Origin of the sequence: Actinomadura syzygii (genome assembly GCF_008085905.1) — a bacterium.
GTDB classification, from domain to species: Bacteria; Actinomycetota; Actinomycetes; order Streptosporangiales; family Streptosporangiaceae; genus Spirillospora; species Spirillospora syzygii.
On record NZ_VSFF01000013.1, the window covers coordinates 130,280 to 151,228 of the forward strand.

Annotated in this window: 19 protein-coding genes; 8 read left to right on the top strand and 11 right to left on the bottom strand. The window is 72.9% G+C overall.

What is annotated here, in order from left to right; all coding sequences use genetic code 11:
• The first annotated feature begins 112 nt into the window (after positions 1-112).
• Complete coding sequence (locus FXF65_RS32575; protein ID WP_148353908.1) at positions 113-565, top strand: MaoC family dehydratase; 453 nt, start codon at positions 113-115, stop codon at positions 563-565.
• A 60-nt stretch (positions 566-625) separates the two neighbouring features.
• On the opposite strand, the gene FXF65_RS32580 is transcribed toward FXF65_RS32575, so the two are convergent.
• A complete protein-coding gene (locus FXF65_RS32580) occupies positions 626-1,468 on the bottom strand; it encodes an SAM-dependent methyltransferase (RefSeq protein ID WP_148353909.1) in 843 nt (280 codons plus the stop codon).
• 189 nt (positions 1,469-1,657) lie between these two features.
• The gene (locus tag FXF65_RS32585) at positions 1,658-2,779 is read right to left on the bottom strand and encodes a PQQ-dependent sugar dehydrogenase (protein ID WP_222868851.1); all 1,122 of its coding nucleotides are present in this window, start codon (positions 2,777-2,779) and stop codon (positions 1,658-1,660) included.
• 311 nt (positions 2,780-3,090) lie between these two features.
• On the opposite strand from FXF65_RS32585, the gene FXF65_RS32590 reads away from it, so the two are divergent.
• Positions 3,091-3,936 carry an SMP-30/gluconolactonase/LRE family protein gene (locus tag FXF65_RS32590; protein ID WP_148353910.1) on the top strand — a complete coding sequence of 282 codons (846 nt, stop codon included), beginning with the start codon at positions 3,091-3,093 and terminating at the stop codon, positions 3,934-3,936.
• Between the two features lie 22 nt (positions 3,937-3,958).
• Here FXF65_RS32590 and hpnH read toward each other — a convergent pair whose 3' ends face one another.
• The 9 genes from hpnH to FXF65_RS32635 form a co-directional block, all read right to left on the bottom strand.
• Entirely contained in the window at positions 3,959-4,963 is a 1,005-nt protein-coding gene (gene hpnH / locus FXF65_RS32595) for an adenosyl-hopene transferase HpnH (protein WP_148353911.1), read from the bottom strand.
• Positions 4,964-5,012: 49 nt separating this feature from the next.
• Complete coding sequence (shc, locus tag FXF65_RS32600) at positions 5,013-6,878, bottom strand: squalene--hopene cyclase (RefSeq protein ID WP_148353912.1); 1,866 nt, start codon at positions 6,876-6,878, stop codon at positions 5,013-5,015.
• Between the two features lie 39 nt (positions 6,879-6,917).
• On the bottom strand, positions 6,918-7,928 hold the full coding sequence (locus FXF65_RS32605; protein WP_148353913.1) for a polyprenyl synthetase family protein: 1,011 nt from the start codon (positions 7,926-7,928) through the stop codon (positions 6,918-6,920).
• Positions 7,925-9,295, bottom strand: coding sequence for a hydroxysqualene dehydroxylase HpnE (hpnE, locus tag FXF65_RS32610; protein WP_148353914.1), 1,371 nt, complete (start codon positions 9,293-9,295; stop codon positions 7,925-7,927). The genes FXF65_RS32605 and hpnE overlap by 4 nt, the downstream gene beginning before the upstream one ends.
• On the bottom strand, positions 9,292-10,152 hold the full coding sequence (gene hpnD, locus FXF65_RS32615; protein ID WP_148353915.1) for a presqualene diphosphate synthase HpnD: 861 nt from the start codon (positions 10,150-10,152) through the stop codon (positions 9,292-9,294). Before hpnD ends, hpnE begins: the two co-directional genes overlap by 4 nt.
• A gap of 4 nt (positions 10,153-10,156) precedes the next feature.
• A complete protein-coding gene (gene hpnC / locus FXF65_RS32620; RefSeq protein ID WP_148353916.1) occupies positions 10,157-11,014 on the bottom strand; it encodes a squalene synthase HpnC in 858 nt (285 codons plus the stop codon).
• 343 nt (positions 11,015-11,357) lie between these two features.
• Entirely contained in the window at positions 11,358-12,245 is an 888-nt protein-coding gene (locus FXF65_RS32625) for a DUF5753 domain-containing protein (protein WP_246199276.1), read from the bottom strand.
• A gap of 139 nt (positions 12,246-12,384) precedes the next feature.
• Positions 12,385-13,185: an SAM-dependent methyltransferase gene (locus FXF65_RS32630; RefSeq protein WP_148353917.1), complete on the bottom strand. Its 801-nt coding sequence runs from the start codon at positions 13,183-13,185 to the stop codon at positions 12,385-12,387.
• 465 nt (positions 13,186-13,650) lie between these two features.
• Positions 13,651-14,712 (bottom strand): PucR family transcriptional regulator, encoded by a 1,062-nt coding sequence (locus FXF65_RS32635; RefSeq protein WP_148353918.1) that lies wholly within the window; start codon positions 14,710-14,712, stop codon positions 13,651-13,653.
• Positions 14,713-14,923: 211 nt separating this feature from the next.
• Here FXF65_RS32635 and FXF65_RS32640 point away from each other — a divergent pair, with 211 nt between their 5' ends.
• The 6 genes from FXF65_RS32640 to FXF65_RS32665 all read left to right on the top strand — a co-directional run bounded on the left by FXF65_RS32640 (position 14,924) and on the right by FXF65_RS32665 (position 20,947).
• A complete protein-coding gene (locus FXF65_RS32640) occupies positions 14,924-15,655 on the top strand; it encodes an SDR family NAD(P)-dependent oxidoreductase (protein WP_148353919.1) in 732 nt (243 codons plus the stop codon).
• Positions 15,656-16,402, top strand: coding sequence for an SDR family NAD(P)-dependent oxidoreductase (locus tag FXF65_RS32645; protein ID WP_148353920.1), 747 nt, complete (start codon positions 15,656-15,658; stop codon positions 16,400-16,402).
• 78 nt (positions 16,403-16,480) lie between these two features.
• Complete coding sequence (gene speB, locus FXF65_RS32650) at positions 16,481-17,422, top strand: agmatinase (protein ID WP_148353921.1); 942 nt, start codon at positions 16,481-16,483, stop codon at positions 17,420-17,422.
• Complete coding sequence (locus tag FXF65_RS32655) at positions 17,419-18,345, top strand: polysaccharide deacetylase family protein (protein ID WP_148353922.1); 927 nt, start codon at positions 17,419-17,421, stop codon at positions 18,343-18,345. Before speB ends, FXF65_RS32655 begins: the two co-directional genes overlap by 4 nt.
• Positions 18,342-19,802 carry an APC family permease gene (locus FXF65_RS32660; protein ID WP_148353923.1) on the top strand — a complete coding sequence of 487 codons (1,461 nt, stop codon included), beginning with the start codon at positions 18,342-18,344 and terminating at the stop codon, positions 19,800-19,802. The genes FXF65_RS32655 and FXF65_RS32660 overlap by 4 nt, the downstream gene beginning before the upstream one ends.
• A gap of 41 nt (positions 19,803-19,843) precedes the next feature.
• Positions 19,844-20,947, top strand: a complete 1,104-nt coding sequence (locus tag FXF65_RS32665) for a DUF6183 family protein (RefSeq protein WP_148353924.1) — start codon at positions 19,844-19,846, stop codon at positions 20,945-20,947.
• Positions 20,948-20,949 lie beyond the last annotated feature (2 nt).

The following is a 20,949-nucleotide window of genomic DNA, read 5'->3' on the forward strand; positions in this document are numbered from 1 at the left end:
ACTAGCAGGGGACATGACCGTCCGTACGTCCGCCCATGGACAAACCGGGAGGCGGCGTCTTGTGCCGCCGCGGCATTGCCCGCCGCCGGGCCGAATCGTGAGGATCGGCGGCATGAGACGTTTCGCGGACCTCGCCGAGTTCGCCGCCGCGAAGGGCGAGCACCTCGGCCACAGCCCCTGGCGCAAGGTGACCCAGCACCGGATCGACCTGTTCGCCGAGGCGACCGGCGACCACCAGTGGATCCACGTGGACCCGGAGCGCGCGGCGGACGGCCCGTTCGGCGGCACCATCGCGCACGGATACCTCACGCTGTCGCTGGTCAGCGCGTTCATGCCGGAGATCTTCCACGTGGACGGGGTGGCGATGGGCGTCAACGTCGGGCTCAACCGCGTCCGCTTCCCCTCGCCGGTCAGGACGGGCGCGCGCGTGCGGGGCGGCGCCGAGCTGGTCGACGTGAAGAACTCCCCGGCGGGGAAGCTGGCGACGGTGCGGGTCACGGTGGAGGTCGAGGGCGAGAAGCGTCCGGCGTGCGTCGCGGACACGCTGTCGCTGTACGTCCCGTGAGGCGGTGCGTCCCGTGAGGCGGTGCGTCCCGTGAGGCGGTGCGTCCCGTGAGGCGGGCGGTCAGGGCTTGCGGGCCACGGCCGCGTACATGTTGGTGGCCGTGTCGGGAAGCGGGGCGACGCCGGGCTCGGGACGCCAGCGCGGCATCGGGACGACCCCGGGCGCGAGGATCTCCAGGCCGGTGAACAGCCGCTCCACCTCGGCGCGGTCGCGCAGGTGCATCGGGATCCCGCTGCGCGTGTACTGCTCGGCGAGCCGCCGCGACTCGGGCGCGAGGTCCCCGGTCGGGACGGTGACAGCGACGTGGCTGCCGGACGCGAGCGGACCGACCAGCGCCTCGACCAGGCCCTGCGCGTCCGCGACGAACTGGAGCATCGCGATCACGGTGAGCGCGACCGGCCGGCCGAGGTCGACGAGCCCGTGCAGGACGCGGTCGCCGAGCAGCGCCTCCGGGTCGCGCATGTCGGCCTGGATGTAGGCGGTGCGGCCCTCGGCGGTGCTGGTCAGCAGCTCGCGCGCGTGCGCGAGGACGACGGGGTCGTTGTCGACGTACACGATCTTGGCGTCCGGCGCGATCGTCTGGACGACCTCGTGCAGGTTCGGCGAGGTCGGGATGCCGCTGCCGACGTCGACGAACTGCCGGAGGCCGAGCCCGGTGAGGTAGCGGGCCATCCGCCGCATGCACGCCCGGTTGGCGAGCATCGACGTGCGCAGCCCCGGCCAGCCCGCGAGCACCTCGGCGGCGGTCTCGCGGTCGGGGGCGAAGTTGTCCTCGCCGCCGATGATGTAGTTGTACACGCGCGCCGAGTGCGGCCGGTCGGTCTGCAGTTCGCTCGGGTCGAGGCGGCTCTGGGGTTCGAGGCGGCCGTGCGGTTCGAGGCGGCCCTGCGGGGCGTCCGGCATGTCCGTCCTGCCTTTCGGTCGCGGGCGCCGGGAGCGGCGCTCCCTACAGCAGAGCACGGCGGTCGGCTCCGGCGAAGGGCGGCGGCCGGACGGGCGCCGGACGCGGCGAAACCCGCGGCCGGCCGGACGACCCGAGCTCGTCCGGCCGGCGCAGGCGGTCCAGCCGCGGGAGCGCCGGAAGCGACCCGGCTAGCGGCTCTTCTTCGGGAAGCTGATCACGCGGTCGTCGGTCGCGGCGGGCGAGCCGCGGCCGTCCCGGTTGCTCGTCATGATCCAGAGGCTGCCGTCCGGGGCGAGGGAGACGGTGCGGATCCGCCCGTAGGTGCCCGAGAGGACGGCGGTCGGGGCGCCGGACGTGCCGCCCTTGCCGTCCAGCGGGACCGTCCAGAGCCGCCGTCCGCCGACGGCCCCGGCGTACAGGGTGTCGCCCACCACGGCGGCGCCGCTGGGCGACGCCTCCCGCGTCTGCCAGACGACGAGGGGGTCGATGTAGGTGGGCTCGCCGCCCTTGCCCTCGACGTTCGGCCAGCCGTAGTTGCCGCCGGGGACGATGTGGTTGATCTCGTCCCAGGAGTTCTCGCCGAACTCGGTGGCGTACATCTGGCCGTTGCCCCAGGCGACGCCCTGCACGTTGCGGTGGCCGAGGGAGTAGACCCGGGAGTTCGGGAACGGGTTGTCGGCGGGCGGGGTGCCGTCCGGGTTCATCCGCAGGATCTTCCCGGACGGGGAGTTCTTGTCCTGGGCGTTGGTCCGCGTCCCGGCGTCGCCGACGGTGGCGTAGAGCTTCCCGTCGGGGCCGAAGGCGATGCGGCCGCCGTCATGGAAGGTGTTCTTCGGGATGCCCGAGTAGAGCACCTCCTGCTGCGCGGGCGACGCGAGCTTGAACCGGACGATCCGGTTGTCGGACGAGGACGTGTAGTACGCGTAGACGTACCCGTCCTGCTCGTAGGTCGGGGAGACGGCGAGGCCGAGCAGCCCGCCCTCGCCCGTGGACACGGGACCGGTGAGCTTGGCCACCTCGGTCGGGGTGGTCGAGCCCGGGGCCAGCTTGAGGACGCGGCCGGACGGCCGTTCCGAGATGAGCGCGCTGCCGTCGGGCAGGAACGCGAGGCCCCAGGGCACGGTCAGGTTGGTGGCGAGCACCTTGGGGGCGTTGAAGTCGAACGCGGGGTCGGCGGCGCGCGCCGCGGCCGGACCGGCCGGGACGGGCGCCGCCGCGGCGGCGGGGACGGGCAGCGCGGCCGCGACCGCCATGGCGGTGACCACGGCGGGCGTACGCAGCGAACGGGAAAACGCGGCGGGGAGCTTCATGGGAGGCACGCCTTTTCTACCGGCGGGCAGGTCACGTTGATCACACGACCTCGGGAGCATTCCGGAGACAACTTACCCGCCCCACTAGGCGCTGTGAAGTTCTACTTTTTCACCTTTCACATTTTGTCCAACCGTAGGAAATAGAAAGCCCTCGCGGCGGCGCGGATTTTACGGAAATGGGGAAGTCAGCGGGTATACCAGTGCGAAGTGAAACCCGTTCGGCCGCGGCTGTCGATCCGGGCGGTCCCCGTTCGTGTAGAGGGTGGGACGCGGGCCGCCGGGCCCGCGCGCGAGACGGAGGTGGAACGACGATGCGCGAGGTCAGGACGCTGCTCACCGGGCACGGGCTGGTGGAGTCGCCGCGCTGGCACGGCGACCGGCTGTATTTCTCCGACTGGACGGCGGGCGAGGTCGTCGCGATCGGGCTCGAAGGGGAGAGCGAGGTGGTCGCGCGGGTGGCGTCGCTGCCGCTCTGCACCGCCTGGCACCCGGACGGACGCCTGCTCATCGTCTCGTCGGCGGACGGGCGGCTGCTGCGCCGCGAAGCGGACGGCTCCCTCACGGTCCACGCGGAACTCGGCAGGCCGGGCTGGAACGACATCGCCCTTGACGGAAAGGGCAACGCTTACGTCAACAGGGTCGGATTCGACCCGATGAGCGGCGAGATAGCGGAACCGGGAAGCGTCTTCCTGGCCGCCTCCGACGGCTCAGTGCGAGAGGTCGCGGGTGACATCGCCTTTCCCAACGGAATGGCCGTCACCCCGGACGACTCGACCTTGGTCGTCGCGGATTCCTATGGACATAACCTGCTGGCCTTCGATATCGACGGCGACGGCGGATTGTCCAACCGGCGTGTCTGGGCCGACCTCGGCGAGGCCGCGGCGCCGGACGGCATCTGCCTCGACGCGGAGGGCGCCGTCTGGTACGCGGACGTCCCGAACCGGCGGTGCGTCCGGGTCGCCGAGGGCGGGACCGTCCTGGACACGGTCGAGCTCGACCGGGGCGGCTTCGCCTGCGCGCTGGGCGGCCCGGACGGCCGGACGCTCTTCGTCGTCGCCGCCGAATGGCGCGGCATGACGGAGCCGGAACCGGTGACGCCGGGCAGCGGCCAGGTGCAGGCCGTGGAGGTGGACGTCCCCGGCGTCGGCCGCCCGTGACATCGCCACGGGCGGCCCGCCATCACTTCTCGCGGATCGCCCGCAGGGATTCCTTCAGAGAGCCGACCGTGGAGAACACGGCGGTCGGCTCATAGCCGCAGTGCGCCATGCAGTTTGCGCAGCGCGGGTCGCGGCCGCGACCGTAGGAATCCCAGTCGGTCTCGTCCAGGAGTTCCTTGTAGGACTGGGCGTAGCCGTCCGACATCAGGTAGCAGGGGCGCTGCCACCCGAAAAGGGAGTAGGACGGGATCGCCCAGGCCGTGCACGGGAAGTCGGCCTTGCCCTCCAGGAAGTCGAGGAAGAGCGGCGAATGGTTGAACCGCCACTTCTTGCGGCGGCCGTCGGCGAACGACTTGCGGAACAGCTCCCGCGTCTCCTGGACGCCGAGGAAGTGCTCCTGGTCGGGCGCCTTCTCGTAGGCGTACGCGGGCGAGATCATCATCTCGTCGACCTTGAGGTCGTCGTTGAGGTAGTTCAGGACGTCGATGACGGTCTGCGGCGTGTCGGTGTTGAAGAACGTCGTGTTCGTAGTGACGCGGAACCCGCGCCGCTGGCATTCGCGGATGGCGGCGACCGCGTCGTCGAACACGCCCTCCTTGCACACCGACTCGTCGTGCCGCTCTTTGAGCCCGTCGATGTGCACCGCCCACGCGAAGTACGGCGACGGCTTGAACTTGTCGAGCTTCTTGGGGATGAGCAGCGCGTTCGTGCACAGGAACACGAACTTCTTCATCTTGATGAGCTCGGCCACCAGCACGTCGATCTGCGGGTGCATGAGCGGCTCGCCGCCCGCGATCGACACCATCGGCGCGCCGCACTCCTTGATGGCGGCGACCGCCTGCTCGACCGGCATGCGTTTCTTGAGGACGTCGTGCGGATGCTGGATCTTGCCGCACCCGGCGCACGCGAGATTGCACGCGAAGAGCGGTTCGAGTTCGACGATGAGCGGAAACTTCTCCCGGCCCTGGAGTTTGTTGCGGAGGATATAGGTCCCGATGCGAACGCTTTGGCGAATGGGCATGCTCATGGTCGAACCTCCTTTGGCGGGGTGAACTCGGTGGTCTCCGCCGGGCGCGTCATCTGGAGCCTCCGAGGTAGCGCCCGAGGGCGCTGATCGGGAAGACCAGCCGGTAGAGGTGGTAGTTGATGTAGAAGTCGCCGGGGAATCCGGTGCCGGTGAACTGGTCCTCGTCCCAGGTGCCGTCCGGGCGCTGGTGGTCGACGAGCCAGCGGACGCCCGCGTCCACGGCATGGGACCGTTCCCCCGCCGCGAGCAGCGCGAGCAGCGCCCACGCCGTCTGCGACGCGGTCGACTCGCCCCGTCCGATCCAGGCGGGGTCCTCGTAGGAGCGCAGGTCCTCGCCCCAGCCGCCGTCCGGGTTCTGGTGCGCCTCCAGCCATTCGACCGCGCGGCGGATCGGCGGCTTGTGCGCCGGGACGCCCGCCGCGACCAGGGCGGGGACGACGCTCCCCGTCCCGTAGACGTGGTTGGCGCCCCAGCGTCCGAACCACGAGCCGTCCGCCTCCTGCGCTTTGAGCAGCCACACCACGGCCCGCTTGACCGTGCGCGACTCGGCGCGGCCCTCCCCCGCGAGGGCCTCGACGACATGGGCGGTCACGTCCGCGGACGGCGGGTCGATGACCGCGCCGAAGTCGCAGAACGGCAGTTTCGTGCACAGCTCCCGGGTGTTGTCGGCATCGAACGCGCCGTACCCGCCGTCCCGGGACGCCATACCTTCCAGCCACCGGATCGCGCGCTGGATCGGCTGCTCCGCCTCGGGGAGATCGACCTTGCGGAGCGCGAGAATCGCCTCGGCGGTGTCGTCGGTGTCGGGGTAGACGTCGTTGTCGAACTCGAAGGCCCAGCCGCCCGGCGGGACGTCCGGGCGGCGCACCGCCCAGTCCCCGAGGCCGCGGACCTCCTCGTCCACGACCCAGGCGGCGGCGCGGCGCAGCGCCGGGTCGGCGGGCGGGACGCCCGCGTCGCCGAGCGCGTTGATCGCGAGGACCGTGTCCCACACCGGGGACTGGCACGCCTCCAGGCGGCGGCCCCTCTCGTCCCGGATCGTGAACCGGTCGAGGCCGTCCAGGCCCCGCTTGATCACCGGGTGGTCGAGGCCGTAGCCGAGTTCGTACAGCGCCATCAGCGAGTACACCCAGGGCGGCTGGATGCCGCCCCAGCAGCCGTCCGCCTCCTGCCGCGCGATGATCCAGTCGGCGGCGCGGCGGACCGCGGCCCGGCGCAGCGGGCCGACCGGACGCCGCTGGTACACGTGCAGGACGCGGTCGAGGCCGGTGAAGAACCGTCCCCAGCCCCGCTCGTCCTTCGCCGGACGGACGCCGCTCCGCAGCTCCGGCAGGTCGAACGGCAGCGCCCGCACCGGACGCAGCGACCCGAGCACCGTCAGCGGGACGATCGTCTGCCGCGCCCAGCACCCCCAGTCGTACACGTTCAGCGGGAACCGGTTCGGCAGGAACATCAGCTCGGGCGGCATGACGGGCAGGTCGTCCCAGGACCACAGCCCGAACAGGGCCAGCCAGATCCTGGTGAAGACCCGGCCGGCCTCGATCCCGCCCGACTCCCGGACGTACCCCGCGGCCCGGCGCATGTGGTCGGCGTCGACCGGGTCGCGGGCGAGGCGCAGCGCGACGTACGCCTCGATGGTGGTCGACAGGTCCGGCGGGCCGCCGTGGAAGTTCGCCCACGTCCCGTCCGGCCGCTGCTGGGAGCGGATCCAGCGCGCCGCCTCCGCCGTCTCCGCGTCGGACCTGATGCCGAGGAACTGCCGGAGGAGCAGGTCCTCGGCGTCCATGGTCACGTTCGTCTCCAGCTCGCCCTTCCACCAGCCCTCCGGCGACTGGAGGCGGAGGAGGTGGTCGCGGGCCGCCTCGGCGGCGGCAGCGGCGGCACCGGTGAGTCCGGACACGTCGGTCGTGGTCATTCAGCGCTCCTTACTGTCCGCGTGCGTTGGGCCGGGGCCTCAGTGGTCCCTTTCGGTGACGAAGAGGGCGATGTCGCGGAACTCGGCGCGGACGTGCTCGTCGATGCCCGCGTCGCCGAGGTGCTTCTCGGCGGACGCGATGCGCCGGTCCGCCTCCGCGGCGGCCCAGTCGCGCCCGCCCGCCGCCTCGACCAGCCGGGCCGTCTCGCGCAGGTCGTCCTCGGACGCCGTGCCGGGACGCGCGTACAGCTCGGCGAGCCGCGCCGACTCGGGCGTCCCCGCGTTCAGCGCGAACACGACCGGGAGCGACTTCTTGCGCGCCCGCAGGTCGGACAGCACCGGCTTGCCGGTCGTGTCCGGGCTGCCCCAGATGCCGAGCAGGTCGTCCACGAGCTGGAACGCGAGGCCCATCTCGGAGCCGAACCCGGTCAGCTCGGTGACGAGGTCCGCCGGGCCCTCGCCGAGCATCGCGCCGATCGAGCAGGAGCAGGCGAGCAGGGCGCCCGTCTTGTCCGCGGCCATGGTGAGGCACTCGTCGAGCGTCACGTCGTCGCGCTGCTCGAACCCGAGGTCGAACGACTGGCCGGAGATCAGCCGCTGCGTCGCGGCGGTCAGCGCGCGGGCCGCCCAGTGCGAGCCGCGCGTGTTCTCGTCCAGCAGGAGTTCCTCGGACAGCGCGAGCAGGGCGTCGCCGCCGAGGATCGCGGCGGACGGGCCGAAGACCGTCCACGCGGCGGGACGGTGCCGGCGCGTCCGGTCGCCGTCCATGATGTCGTCGTGCAGCAGCGAGAACGCGTGCACGAACTCGACGGCGACCGCGCCGGGCAGCGCCGTCTCGTAGGACGTCCCGGCCGCGCGGCCGGACAGCAGCGCCAGCGCGGGACGCAGCGCCTTCCCGCCCGCCGCGGCCGGACGCCCGTGCTCGTCGGTCCAGCCGAGGTGGTAGGCGACGACCTTCCGGATCGACGGGTCGAGGCGTTCGGCGGCGGCGCGCATCGCCTGGTCGACCAGCGCGCGCCCGTCGGTGATCGAGGCGGGGACGGCGGTCATCGTCCGGTCACCCCGTTCGCGGTGCTCGCGCCTTTCGCCCCGCCCGCGCCGGACAGGTGCCGCCGGGCCAGCCGGGCGGCGCTCAGGCCACTGCGCACGGCTCCCTCCATCGTGTCGGGCCAGCCCGTGTCGGTCCACGCGCCGGCGAGGAACAGCCACGGCAGCCGCGTCGCGGACGCGGGGCGCAGCGCGCCGCTGCCGGGGCCCTGGCGGAATGTGGCGTGCCGCTCCCGGGTCACGAAGAAGTCGGTGACGCGGGCCTTTCGGGCGGCCGGGAGCAGCCGCGCCAGCTCGGCGAGGAACACGTCGCGGATCTCGGCGGTGGGCGTGTCGATCCAGCGGTCCGCCGCCGACACCGACACGGCCAGGTACTGGCCCGACGCCGGGCCGCCGATCCGCGTCCGGTCGAAGATCCACTGCGCGGGCGAGTCGATCGCCGCGACGAACGGCTCGTCCAGGACGGGACGGTCGTAGACGACGTGGACGTTGACGATCGGGCTGGAGCCGAGCCCCGCCCATTTCGCGCGGTCGGGGGACGCCTCCTCGGGGACGAGCCCCGAGGCGACCCGGTGCGGCACCGCGACGACCACCGCGTCCGCGCTCACCGGCGAGCCGTCGACCAGCAGTTTCGGGCCGTCCTCGATGGCCGTCACCTTCGCCCCGAGCCGGACGCTCCCGCCGCCCTCCTGGATCTCCTTCGCCGCGATCGTGCCGTGCAACTCCCCGAGCGGGACGGCCGGGACGCCGATGTCGGCGGCGTCCGAGCGGCCGAGCAGCGCGGTCTTGCAGACGAACGCGGCCGGGCCGAGCGCCGCCTCGTCCAGCCTGATGTTGAGGGCGGCCGTGACGAACAGCTCCCACAGCGCGAGCCGGGCCCGTTCGCGCTGGCCGTGCCCGGCGAGCCAGCCGCCCATGCTCGTCTTGTCGAGTTCGGGGTCGGCGGTGTCGAGCCGGTCGAGCGCCAGCGACGCGCGCACCGCCCGCAGCCGGTCGGACGGCGGCAGCAGCGAGTACCCGGCGAGGGCCGGGAGCAGATGCAGCGGGCCCGGCGCCTTCGCGCGGCGGAGCCGCCCGCCGCCGCCGTCCGGGGTGCGGACGCGGACGTCGAACCGGTCCTGCACCCGGACCAGGTCGTGCGCGCCCAGCCGTCCGAGCAGCCCTTGGTAGGCGGTGCAGCACTTCAGGAAGATGTGCTGCCCGTTGTCGACGGTGAGGCCGTCGCGCTGGAAGGAGTGCGTCGCGCCGCCGAGCCGGGGACGCGCCTCGTAGACCGTCGCCCGCAGCCCGGCCCCCTGGAGGGCCAGCGCGGCGGTGATGCCGGCGAGCCCGCCACCGACGATCGCCACGTCTCGCACGGGGCCGGTCATCGCCGGATCCCGGACATCGCCATCGCGGAGACGGTCGCCTTCTGCCAGGTCGGCAGCGACGTCCGCGTCTCCAGTGCGGCCAGCGGGTCGGCCGTGATGCGCTTCAGCACCTGCCGGTAGATACCCGCCATCGCGCCCGCGCACGCGGCGCTGCGCCGATCGAGCAGGGGGAGCAGCTTCAGCCCGGTCGCGTACCACTCGTCCGCGCGGGCCGCCTCGAACCGGATCAGCGAGACGAGGTGCTCCGGCGGGTCGGTGAACCGGCCGGACTCGTCCAGGTGCAGCGAGCAGCCGAACCTCGCGAGGTCCTTGGCGGGGAGGTAGACGCGGCCGTTCGTCCCGTCCTCGCGGATGTCGCGCAGGATGTTGGTGAGCTGGAGCGCGACCCCGAGCGCGTCCGCTCGCGGAATCGCCGTGTCCGGATCGGATGTGCCGAAGACGCCGAGGGAGAGCCGGCCGACTGCGCCCGCTACGCAGCGGCAGTACCAGAGCAGGTCGTCGAAGGTGTCGTAGGTTGCGCCGCGGACGTCGGCCTCGCAGCCGTCGATCAGCTCGCCGAAGGCGTCCAGCGGGATCGGGTGGTCGCGGGCCGCGTCCGCCAGCGCCACGAGCACCGGGTCGTCCGGATGGTCCGCGATGCGGGTGAGCCGCGCGCGTTCGTCCGCCAGCCGCGCGAGCCTCGTATCGGGAGGCGCGTCGTGGTCGTCGCCGATGTCGTCGATCCGCCGGGCGAAGGCGTAGACGGCGCTGAGCGCCCGCCGCTTCGGCGCGGGCAGCAGCCGGATCCCGTAGGAGAAATTGCGCGCCTGCGTCCGCACAACGCTCTCGCAGTACCGGTGAGCGCTGGCCTCGTCCATCTCCTCATCTCCTTCCCAAAGTCCGCGACCACTCGACGAGCAACCGCGACTTCTTCGGTTTCGGCGCGCCGCCCAGCACGTCATAAGCGTTTCGGTCCAGCGCCGCGAGCGCGGCGAGGCCGCCCGCGACATAGCCGGAGACGGCGACCCGCGCGAATCCGCGGAGCCGCGGGGTGAGGGCCGTGCCCTCGGCCAGGAGCCGCGCCGCGCGGTCGGCCTGGAGCGCGACCACGCCGCGCAGCCGCGTCGGGGTGACGGCGGCGGACAGGTCGCCCTCGACGCAGCCGAAGCGGCGGAGATCGTCCTGCGGCAGGTAGACGCGGCCGTTGCGGTGGTCCTCGGCGACGTCCTGGCAGTGCTCGATGATCTGGAGCGCGGTGCACACCTTGTCGGAGAGGGCGAGCCGGTCCGGGGTGGCGGCGCCGAACACGTGCAGGACGATGTGCCCCACCGGATCGGCGGACAGCGCGCAGTACGCCAGCAGGTCGTCGAACGTCGCGTAGCGCGTCACGTCCTGGTCCTGGCGATTGGCCTTGAGAAGGCGGCGGAACGGCTCGGCGGGTATTCCGCACGCGGCCACGGTGCGGGCCAGGTCGCGCATCGCGGGCAGTTCCGGACGTTCCCCGGCATAGACGCGGTCGAGGTCGCGTTCTACGAGGTCGAGAAGTCCGGCGCGCTCTTCCGGGGGAGCCTCGTCGCCGATGTCGTCGACGAGCCGGGCGTAGCCGTACACGTTGAGCAGATGGGCGCGGTGGCGCGCGGGCAGGAGGCGGCTGGCGACCGGAAAGTTCTCTCCGGCCTGCAGTTCGTCGCGGGAACGACGTTCCGCTGTCTCGTTCCACAAACGCTCGCTGACGGACATGACGTTCCTTCGAGGACGGCGGCGTATGGGGCGGTCAACAACGCTGCCCGATAACCGGGTGCTCGCCCGGAATCGCGGGCAATGAGGGTCATGCGGCCTACGTCCCCTGGTAACCGCGCCGACCCTCCCGAATATCCGTCTTTTATGAATATAGACCGGAAGTGGTCAGACGGGAATATGCGATCCACCTTGCCGGCGATCACCCTTTGTCATGGCGCATTCTCAGCACGCGATCATGATCCGGCGACCGGACGCGGCCACCGGGCGGGCACGGGGGCGGGCACGAGGGCGGGCACGGGACGGCCGGAACCCCGGAGCGAGGTCCCGGCCGGTACGCGGCGGCTCAGTACGTGGTGAGGATGGAGGCCAGGCGCCGGGGCGTGTGTTCGGGCGGGGACGCTTCGGTCACCAGTCTGTTGAACACGTGCCAGTGCCGTTCGACCTCGGCGGGCCGCACCGGGTAGCGGGCGCCGCCGGTCCGCTCCAGGTAGACCAGGTCGGCCAGGCCCTGCTGCGGGAACCGGACGAGCGTGAGGGGGCCGTCGCCCGCGACGGCCGTGCAGGTCGCGTCTGGGACGAGCTGGACGGTCACGTTCGGCCGCCTGCACAGCTCGATGATGCGCTGGATCTGCGCCCGCATCGTGGCCGGGCCGCCGACCGGGCGCCACAGCGCCTTCTCGCCCAGCACGATCCACAGGTTGAGCGGGCGCGGGCGGCGCCGCAGCACGCGCTGCCGCCGCGTCCGGAACTCGACGCGGCGTTCGACGTCCGGGCCGGAGCCGCCGGCGACGAACAGGGCGCGGGCGTAGTCCTCGGTCTGGAGCAGGCCGGGGACGTACCGGGTCTCGAACGTCCTGACCAGCTTGGCCGCCTGCTCGGCGGTCAGGTACGGCCGCACCCACGACGGGACGAGGTCGGCGTCGTCCGCCCACCAGGGGCGCGCGTTGGTCTGCTCGGCGAGGGCGAGCAGCGTGGTGCGCTCGTCGCCGTCGGCGCCGTAGACGGTGAGGAGGGCGGCCACGTCGCGCGGCTTGCAGCCGGACCGGCCGAGCTCCAGCCGTCCGACCTTGGAGTCGGACGCGCTGATCGCCCGCGCGGCGCGGGCCCGGCTCAGCCCGGCCGCCTCGCGCAGCTCGCGCAGCCGGCGGGCCAGCAGCATCCGCGGGACGAGCGGATCACCGCCCTGGGCGCCGGTGTACCGTCTCCTGCCGGTGATCGCGACGGAGGCCAACGGGGACTCCTCCCGGGAGATCAACGTGCGACGACCGCCTCACTATAACCTTCACGCACCGCGTCGAAGACGGGACGTTGAGCTACCTTTCAGTATGGCGGGGCGGTCCGAGGTCGCCGTGCGTCAGGGTTTACGGGCGTCAGGGTTTGCGGGCCACCGCGCAGAGCGTCGGCAGCGGGGCGGCCTCGACGTCCACCTCGGGACGCCACGCGCCGCTCGTCACGAGTCCCGGCTCCTCGATCTCCAGACCGTCGAAGTAGTGGCGGATGAAGTCGGGGCTGCGCAGCCGGAACGGGATGGCGCCGGTCTCGTCGTAGGCGCGCTGGGCCGCGTTGAAGTCCTCGTTCTGGTCGGTCGAGTCGTGCAGGATCAGGTAGCTGCCGGACGCCAGCGGCTCCATCAGCCCCTTGACGACGCCGTACGCCTCGCCGGGCTCGACGATGTGCCCGAGCACGCCGATGATCAGCAGCCCGACCGGCTGGGTCAGGTCGAGCAGGTCGGCCGCGTGGTCCATGATCGTCTTCGGGTCGTGCAGGTCGCAGTCGATGTAGGCGGTGCGCCCCTCGGCCATCAGGGCGCGGGCGTGCGCGAGGACGAGCGGGTCGTTGTCGACGTAGACGACCTTCGCGTCGGAGGCGGCGCGCTGGGCCATCTCGTGGGTGTTGTCGAGCGTGGGCAGGCCGGTCCCGCAGTCCATGAACTGGCGGATGCCGCGCTCGGCGGCGAGGAACCGGATGGCGCGATCCATGAAGTAGCGCCCGGCGCGGGCGATGTCGACGATGCCGGGATACAGCCCGACGTACTGGTCGCCGGCGGTCCGGTCGACCTCGTAGTTGTCGGTCCCGCCGAGCCAGTAGTTCCAGATCCGGGCCGACTGGGGAACGTCAGTGTTGATCTTCGCGTCCGGACCCTGTCGCGGGCCGGGGCTCGCATCCGTCATCGGTCTGACGCTCCTTTCGGCGGGACGGGTTCGCGGTGCGCGGGCGCCGCCGTTCGGGACCGCCGCCCGACGCCCACAAACCTAGACCCGTCCCTCGGCAGCAGGTCAGGAACATCGAATTTGGACCTGTCCACATTCGCATTCGGGACATTTAGCAATACTCTGCGTGCCCGTCCCGGCGAATCCCCAGTGACCCTCGTGACCAGCGAGACTCGGGGGGCGCCGCACTCTCTTTGATCTTTGGACGGCCGGAATCGGCCGTGCTGTCGACACGTCCGTCCGTTCACCGACGACAGGCCGGATGAACTTCGCATTTCGCCAGGTCGACACCACGATCATCCTGGACAAAACCATCCAAATCAGAGAAACCAGAATTAGCCGAGTGAACACCCTGCGGTAATCACAAAAAGGGCACCGCCGACCCGACCTTCCCCGCCGCGCGGATAACCGAATCGTCCGCCGCCGTCAGGACGGTGAAACGCCGCGCCGGGTCACCGACCAGATCGCGATGGCGAGGGCCACCCGGTCCTCGAACTGGAGCGGGTTGCGGCCGGTGAGCGCCTCGATCCGGGACAGCCGGTGGCGCAGCGTGTTCGGGTGCAGGTAGAGGGCGCGGGACGTGGCGCCGACCGCGCCGCCCTTGTCGAGGAACGTGCGGAGCGTCTCGACCAGGCGGGTCCCGTGCGCGTCGTCGTAGTCGGCGAGCGGGCGCGCGATCTGGTCGATGAACGGGGCGAGCTGGTCCTGGTCGAGGCGGCCGAGCAGGGCCTGGAAGGTGGCGAGGTCGGCGGCGTGGACGACGCCGCCGGTGCGGCGCGCGGCGTCCAGCGCGGCGAGGCTCTCGGTCAGCGACAGCGGGAGGTGGTCGAGCGGGCCGGGGCTGCCGATGCCCGCGGGCTCCGGCCAGACGCCGTCCCCGTCGGTGATCACGATGGCGGTGTCGCCGTCCACGCCGAGGACGCCGGGCAGATCCTCCTCGGGCGGCGGGATCGCGATCGCGCGGAGCGTCGCCGGGTCGAGGCCCGCGTCGTCGATCCGGGGCCGGAGCACCTCGGCGGACGCGAGCCCCTCCCCCACCATGCGGAGGAGGCGTCCGGTCTCCTCGCGCTCGTGCCGCTCGTCCCGTCCGGCGGCGAGCCGTTCGGCGAACCACTCGGTGAAGCTCAGGAACGGGACCTCCGGCGGCACTTCCAGGAGCGGCAGGCCGAGCCGGTCGCAGACCTCGCGCAGGTCCGCGGGCGCGGCGTCGGTGACGTCGCCGATCCCGTAGCCGATCGCGGCGCCGCGGCTCGTCTTGACGGACCCGGCGAACGACGCGCAGGCGGCCGCGTCCCGCAGCGCCGCGCCGACCGTCAGGACGATCTCGTTCCCGCGCAGGTAGGGCCCGGGGTCGAGCAGCTCGGTCGAGTGCGCCCAGCGGATCGACCGGTCCAGGCCGTCCGCCCCGGCGACCAGCCGCAGCCGGAACCGCGGCATCTCCAAGAGCTGTCGGACCGTGAGGCGCAGCACCGCCGGATCGCTGGTCACGGCCTCAGCCTCTCACTCCGGGACGCGCGTGGACGGTGGCGCGTCGCCGTCTTTTGGGCAAGGAAACGAGTTTTGGAGAAGAGCACGACCTTTCGGGTGCCCCGCGGTGCGTTCGGCCAAGAAATCGCTGTCTCCCTTGTCACCCACTGTTATGGCGGGTTTGCCTGGGAGTTCCGCCCCACCAGGGGATACCGAGCGGATCGGAGGCCCGATGCCGGAACGACCGGAGCGTCCCGAAAGCCTTGCCGGACAAGGCCGGGTCGCGCTCGTCACGGGGGCGGCGAGCGGGATCGGCGCCGCGATGGTGCGCGAGCTGTCCGGGCGCGGCTGGACGACCGCCGGGCTCGACCTCAGCCCCGCGCCGGACGCCGACCACTCGGTGGGCGTGGACGTGTCCGACCCCGCGCAGGTGGGCGCCGCGGTCCGGCGGATCGAGCGGGAGCTCGGCCCGGTCGGGGCGGCGCTGTGCGCGGCCGGGCACTACGCGATCGTCCCGGTGTCGGACATCGCGTGGCCGGAGTGGCGGCGCATGCTCCGCGTCCATCTCGGCGGCCTGGTGAACGTGTGCCGGGCCGTGACGCCGGGCATGGTGGAGCGGGGCGAGGGCGCGGTCGTCGCGGTCGCGTCCGAGCTGGCGATCGGCGGCGGCGACGCCGAGGCGCACTACGCCGCGGCCAAGGGCGCGGTGATCGGGTTCGTCCGGTCGCTGGCGGTGGAGCTCGGACCGTCCGGGGTGCGGGTGAACGCGGTGGCGCCCGGCCCGACCGACACGCCGCTGCTGCCGCCCGAGTCGCCCTGGCGCAAGGCGTCCTACCTGCAGACCCTCCCGGCGGGACGGCTGACGTCCGCCGAAGAGGTCGCGCTCGCCGCCGCCTACCTCGTCGAGGACGGGACGTTCTGCGCGGGCGAGGTCCTGTCCCCCAACGCCGGGGCGGTGATCTAGATGGCGGTGGCGCTGATCACGGGCGCCGGCGGCGGTCTCGGCGCGGCGGTCGCGCGGCGGCTCGCCGCCGACGGCCACCTCGTGGCGCTGAACGACCATCCCGACCGGAGCGTCGCGGCCCTCGCCGCCGAACTGGACGGCGTGGCCGCGCCCGCCGACGTCGCCGACCCCGAGGCCGTCGAGGCGATGGTCGCGGACGTCGAGCAGCGGACCGGCGAGCACGTCGGCGTCCTCGTCGCGGCCGCCGCCCACATGACGATGGCCCCGTTCGCCGCGCACGACCCGGACGACTGGTGGCGGATCGTCGACGTCAACCTCGGCGGGACGTTCGCCTGCGCGCAGGCCGTCCTGCCCGGGATGGTCGAGCGCGGCGGCGGCCGGATGGTGCTCGTCTCGTCCGAGTGGGGGCTGATCGGCTGGCCGGACGCGACGGCGTACTCCGCGTCCAAGGCCGGGATGATCGCGCTCACCAAGTCGCTCGGCCGGGAACTCGGCCCGCTCGGCATCGCGGTCAACGCGGTCGCGCCGAGCGTGATCGACACCCCGCAGCTCGAAGTGGACGCGACGGCCGCCGGGGTGAGCGTGGACGAGATCCGCGAGCGGTACGCGGCCCGCGTCCCGCTCGGCCGGATCGCCGCACCGGAGGAGGTAGCGGCGGCGATCGCACTGCTCGCCGACGACCGGCTCCCGACCCTCGTCGGCCAGATTCTGCACGTCAACGGCGGCACCACCCGATCCCGCGCCTAACCTGCGACTAACCCCTCACGCACAGCGACCCCTATTTGGCAACCCCGCGAACTTCAGCAATCACGCGAAAGGACATCGATGGAGCCGGTCGGACAGGTCAACGCACTGGAGGTCCCGAGGTTCGCGGGCCCGTCGACGTTCGCGCGGCTTCCGGCCCGCGGCGACGTCTCCGGCTACGACGTCGCGATCGTGGGCGTGCCGTTCGACGGCGGGGTCTCGTACCGTCCGGGCGCGCGGTTCGGCCCGGCGGCGGTGCGGCAGGGGTCGCGGCTGCTCAAGCCCTACAACCCGGCGCTGGACGTGCTTCCGTTCGCGTCCATGCAGGTCGTGGACGCCGGGGACATCTCCTGCAACCCGTTCGACATCGGCGCGGCGATCACCCAGGTGGAGTCGGGCCTGCGCGACCTCACCGGGGACGGGGCCCGCGCCGTCGCGATCGGCGGCGACCACACGATCGCGCTCCCCGCGCTGCGGGCCGCGCACGCGCTGCACGGGCCCGTCGCGCTCGTCCACTTCGACGCGCACCTCGACACCTGGGACACCTACTTCGGCGAGCCGTACACGCACGGCACCCCGTTCCGGCGCGCCGCCGAGGAGGGGCTGCTGATGCGGGACGCGAGCGTCCACGCGGGCATCCGCGGACCCCTCTACGACCCGCAGGACCTGGTGGACGACGCCCGGTTCGGGTTCACGATCGTCCACTGCGCGGAGGTGGAGGGCCTCGGGACGGCGGGCGTCGCCGAGCGGATCAGGGCCCGCGTCCAGGACGCGCCGGTGTACCTGTCGATCGACATCGACGTCCTCGACCCCGCGTACGCGCCGGGCACCGGGACGCCCGACAGCGGCGGCCTGACCAGCCGGGAGCTGCTGTCGATCCTGCGCGGGCTCGCGGGCCTGCGCATCGTCGGCGCGGACGTCGTGGAGGTCGCGCCCGCCTACGACCACGCCGAGATCACGTCCATCGCGGCGGCCACGGTCGTCTACGAGATCCTCGGCCTGCTGGCGAAGGACCGACCATGACGCCCGCCGGGATGCGCCCCGCCGACCCCGTCCGCTGGCCGGGGGCCGCGACGTCGGCGGCGTCGTTCACGTTCGACGTGGACGCGGAGTCGGCCGTGCTGAGCGCCGACCCGGGCACCGCCCTGCGGCCGAGCGTGCTGAGCCACCAGGCGTACGGGCCGCTGACCGGACTGCCCCGGCTGCTGCGGGTCCTGGCGCGGCACGGGGTGCGGGCGACGTTCTTCGTCCCGGGCTTCACCGCGCACCGGCATCCGGACGCCGTCCGCGCGATCGCCGACGGCGGCCACGAGATCGCCCACCACGGCTACCTGCACGAGACCCTCATCGGGCCGTCCGGTCCCGTCGACGAGCGGACGGAGGCCGACATCCTCGACCGGGGCCTCGACGCCCTCGCGGAGGTCGCGGGCGTCCGCCCGGACGGCTACCGCGCGCCGATGTGGGAGCTGACCCACGCCTCGCCGCGCCTGCTCGCCGAACGCGGGTTCCTGTACGACACGAGCCTCATGGACGCCGACGTCCCCTACGAGCTGGACGCGGGCGGCGGCGCGTCCCTTGTCGAGATCCCCGTCCACTGGGGGCTGGACGACTGGGAGCAGTACTGCTTCATCCCCGGCGTCTCCGGCACCGGCCTGATCGAGAGCCCGGCGAAGGCCGCCGGGATGTGGCGGGACGAGTTCGAGGCGCTGCGCGCCGAGGGCGGCTGCTTCGTCCTGACCGCGCATCCGTTCCTGTCGGGGCGTCCCGGCCGCGCCGCCGCGCTGGAGGGACTCATCGAGCACGTCGCGTCCTGCCCGGACGTGTGGCTCGCCCCGCTCGGCGACATCGCCCGGCACGTCCGCTCCCTCAACCTGTCCCCGCGCCGCCTCCCGCCGCCGCCCCCGTCCGGCCACCCCTCGGACGACGACCGCAAGGGTTCGCGATGACCACGTCCAGTAACGAGAAGGCGGGCGGCGTGCCGCCCGCCGCCGAGCACCCGCACACCCTCCGCAAGGGCTTCGACCTGCGGTCGGCGACCGCGCTCGCGTTCGCCGACGTGTCCCCGATCGTCGCGCTGTACGCGATCTTCACGCTGGGGCTGCTCGCGGCCGGGCCCGCGTTCTGGTGGGCGTTCCCGATCGTCCTCGGCGGGCAGCTGCTGGTCGCCTGCGTGTTCGGCGAGCTGGCGTCCCGCTGGCCGTACGAGGGCAGCGTCTACCAGTGGGCCCGGCACGTGCGCGGCCCCGGCGCCGGCTGGTTCGCGGCCTGGGCGTACATGTGGGGGCTGACGATCGCGCTGTCCACGCTGTCGTACGGCGCGGCGGGCTTCCTGCTCCAGGCCGCCGGGGTGGACGCGCCCGGCAAGGCGGCGACGATGGGAACGGCCCTCGCGATCCTCGCGCTCGGCAGCCTCGCCAACATCGTCGGCCGCCGGACGCTGAAGATCCTCGTCGTGGCGAGCCTGGTCTGCGAGGTGCTCGCGTCCGTGGGGCTCGGCACCGTCCTGCTGCTGTTCTACCGGGAGCACTCGTTCGGCTTCCTGCTGGACGGCGCGGGCACCGCCGGGGGCGGCGGCTGGCTCGCGGGCCCGATGCTCGCGGCCGCCGCGTTCGTCGGCTGGTCGTTCGTCGGGTTCGAGTCGGCGGGCGCGATCGCCGAGGAGGTGGAGCACCCCGAGCGGGAGGTGCCGAAGGCGCTGATCTTCGCGCTGCTGGCGGTCGGGATCATCGTCATGTACTCGGCGGCCGGGCTGATCCTCGCGATCCCGGACCTGCCGAAGGTGATGGACGGCGGCGTCGCCGACCCCGTCAGCGACACGCTCGTGTACCACTTCGGGTCGTCGATCGGACGTCCGCTGCTCGTCATGTTCGTGATCGGGTTCCTGGCCAGCTTCCTCGCCGTCCAGGCCGCCGTGTCCCGGGTGATCTGGGCGTCGGCGCGCGACAAGGCGCTGCCCGGCTCCGGCGTTCTCGGAAGGCTCGCCGGGCCGGAGCGGCTGCCCGTCCCCGCGATCCTGCTGACGGCGGTGGGCGCGGCCGTGTTCGTGCTCCTGTCCGGGTCGAAGCTGTACTCGGTGCTGGTCAACTTCACGACGGTCGGGTTCTACGTCGCGTTCGGGCTGCCGGTGTGGGGCGCGGCGCTCCAGCACCTGCGCGGCCGCTGGCGTCCCGGCTCGTTCAGCCTCGGCCGGTTCAGCGCACCGGTGACGTACGTGGCGGCGGTGTGGCTGGCCCTCCAGACGGTCAACATCGTGTGGCCGCGTGACACCGGCGACGCCTGGTACATCGAGTGGAGCATGGTGATCACCCTCACCGTCGTGGGCGCCGCGGGCGCCGCCCTCTACCTCGGCTGGTCGCGCCACCGCATCACCCCCGCCTTCGGGGAAACCGTCCGGGACTCATAACCGGGTGCGTGCCGGGGTGCGCGGTGGTCAGACTTCGGTTCATGGAGATCGAGGAGGCCGTCCGGCGGATGGGGCTGGCCGACACCTACCGCGACCGCCACTGGAGCAAGGCGGTCAAGGTGACCGACCAGGTCGTCCAGAAGGCGGAGCCGCCGTGGCTCGAAGCGCTGCTCGAAGCGCTGCTGCGGGTGGAGTCGCCGACCTACCCGATGCGGTACGGCTTCCCGGTGGCGCTGCGGCGGCTCGCGGCCGCGCCGGGCGGTGCGGACCGGGTGCGGAGCGTCCGCCGGCTCGCCGCCGCCGGACTGGCGTGGGGCGATGTCCGCTACGACCTTCGCGAGGTCGCGTGGTGGCTGGCGAGCGGCCAGCCCGCCGAGCACCTGCTCGCCGCGCTGGCGACCGCCGACCCGGCGGACGAGCTGGCCGCGTGCCTGCTCCAGGAGACCGCGCTGCGCCACGACGCGTCGGCGGCGGCCGATTTCGCCGAGCGGCTGCGCGCCGCCGGGCACCCGCTGGCCGGGCTGCCGCTGCGCGCCGCCCCGGCCGAGCGGGACCACCGGCTGCCCCGGCATCCGGGCACGGCGCGTCCTGTCTGGTCGAGGCCCGGTGCGGACGCGCCGCCCGCCGACGGCCCGGCCGATCCCGGGGTGACCGCCGTCGAGCTCGACTGGCCCGACGCCCGGCGGGCGCTCAGCGCCCACCGCGCCTGGGTGTCGGACGACGGCGACGGCACCGAGGCGCGCCTGTTCCGCCTGGACGGCACGCTCGCGCCCGGCGACTTCGGCGGGTCCGTCCTGCGGGTGCTCGGCCTGGAGAGCGCGGGCGGCGCCTTCGCCGAGACGCGGCGGGTGACGACGCCCGACGTCCTATGGACGCTGTTCGGCGGCGCCGCGAGCGGCAGCGCGTACGGGCCCGGCCTGTGCGGCGCGTACGGGCGGCTCGCCTCCTGGGAGTCGCTCGCCGCCCTCGCCGGTCTGGAGCCGGACGACCAAGCGGCCGTCGAACGCGCCGCCGACCAGTGCGCCTGGGTCTTCTACACCTCGGACTGGCATCTCCAGGTGCATCCGTCCATGGACGTGGGCATCGCCGCCCTCCGCCCGGACGGCCGAACCGTCGCCGTCGTCGCCGCCACCGACAGCGACTGACC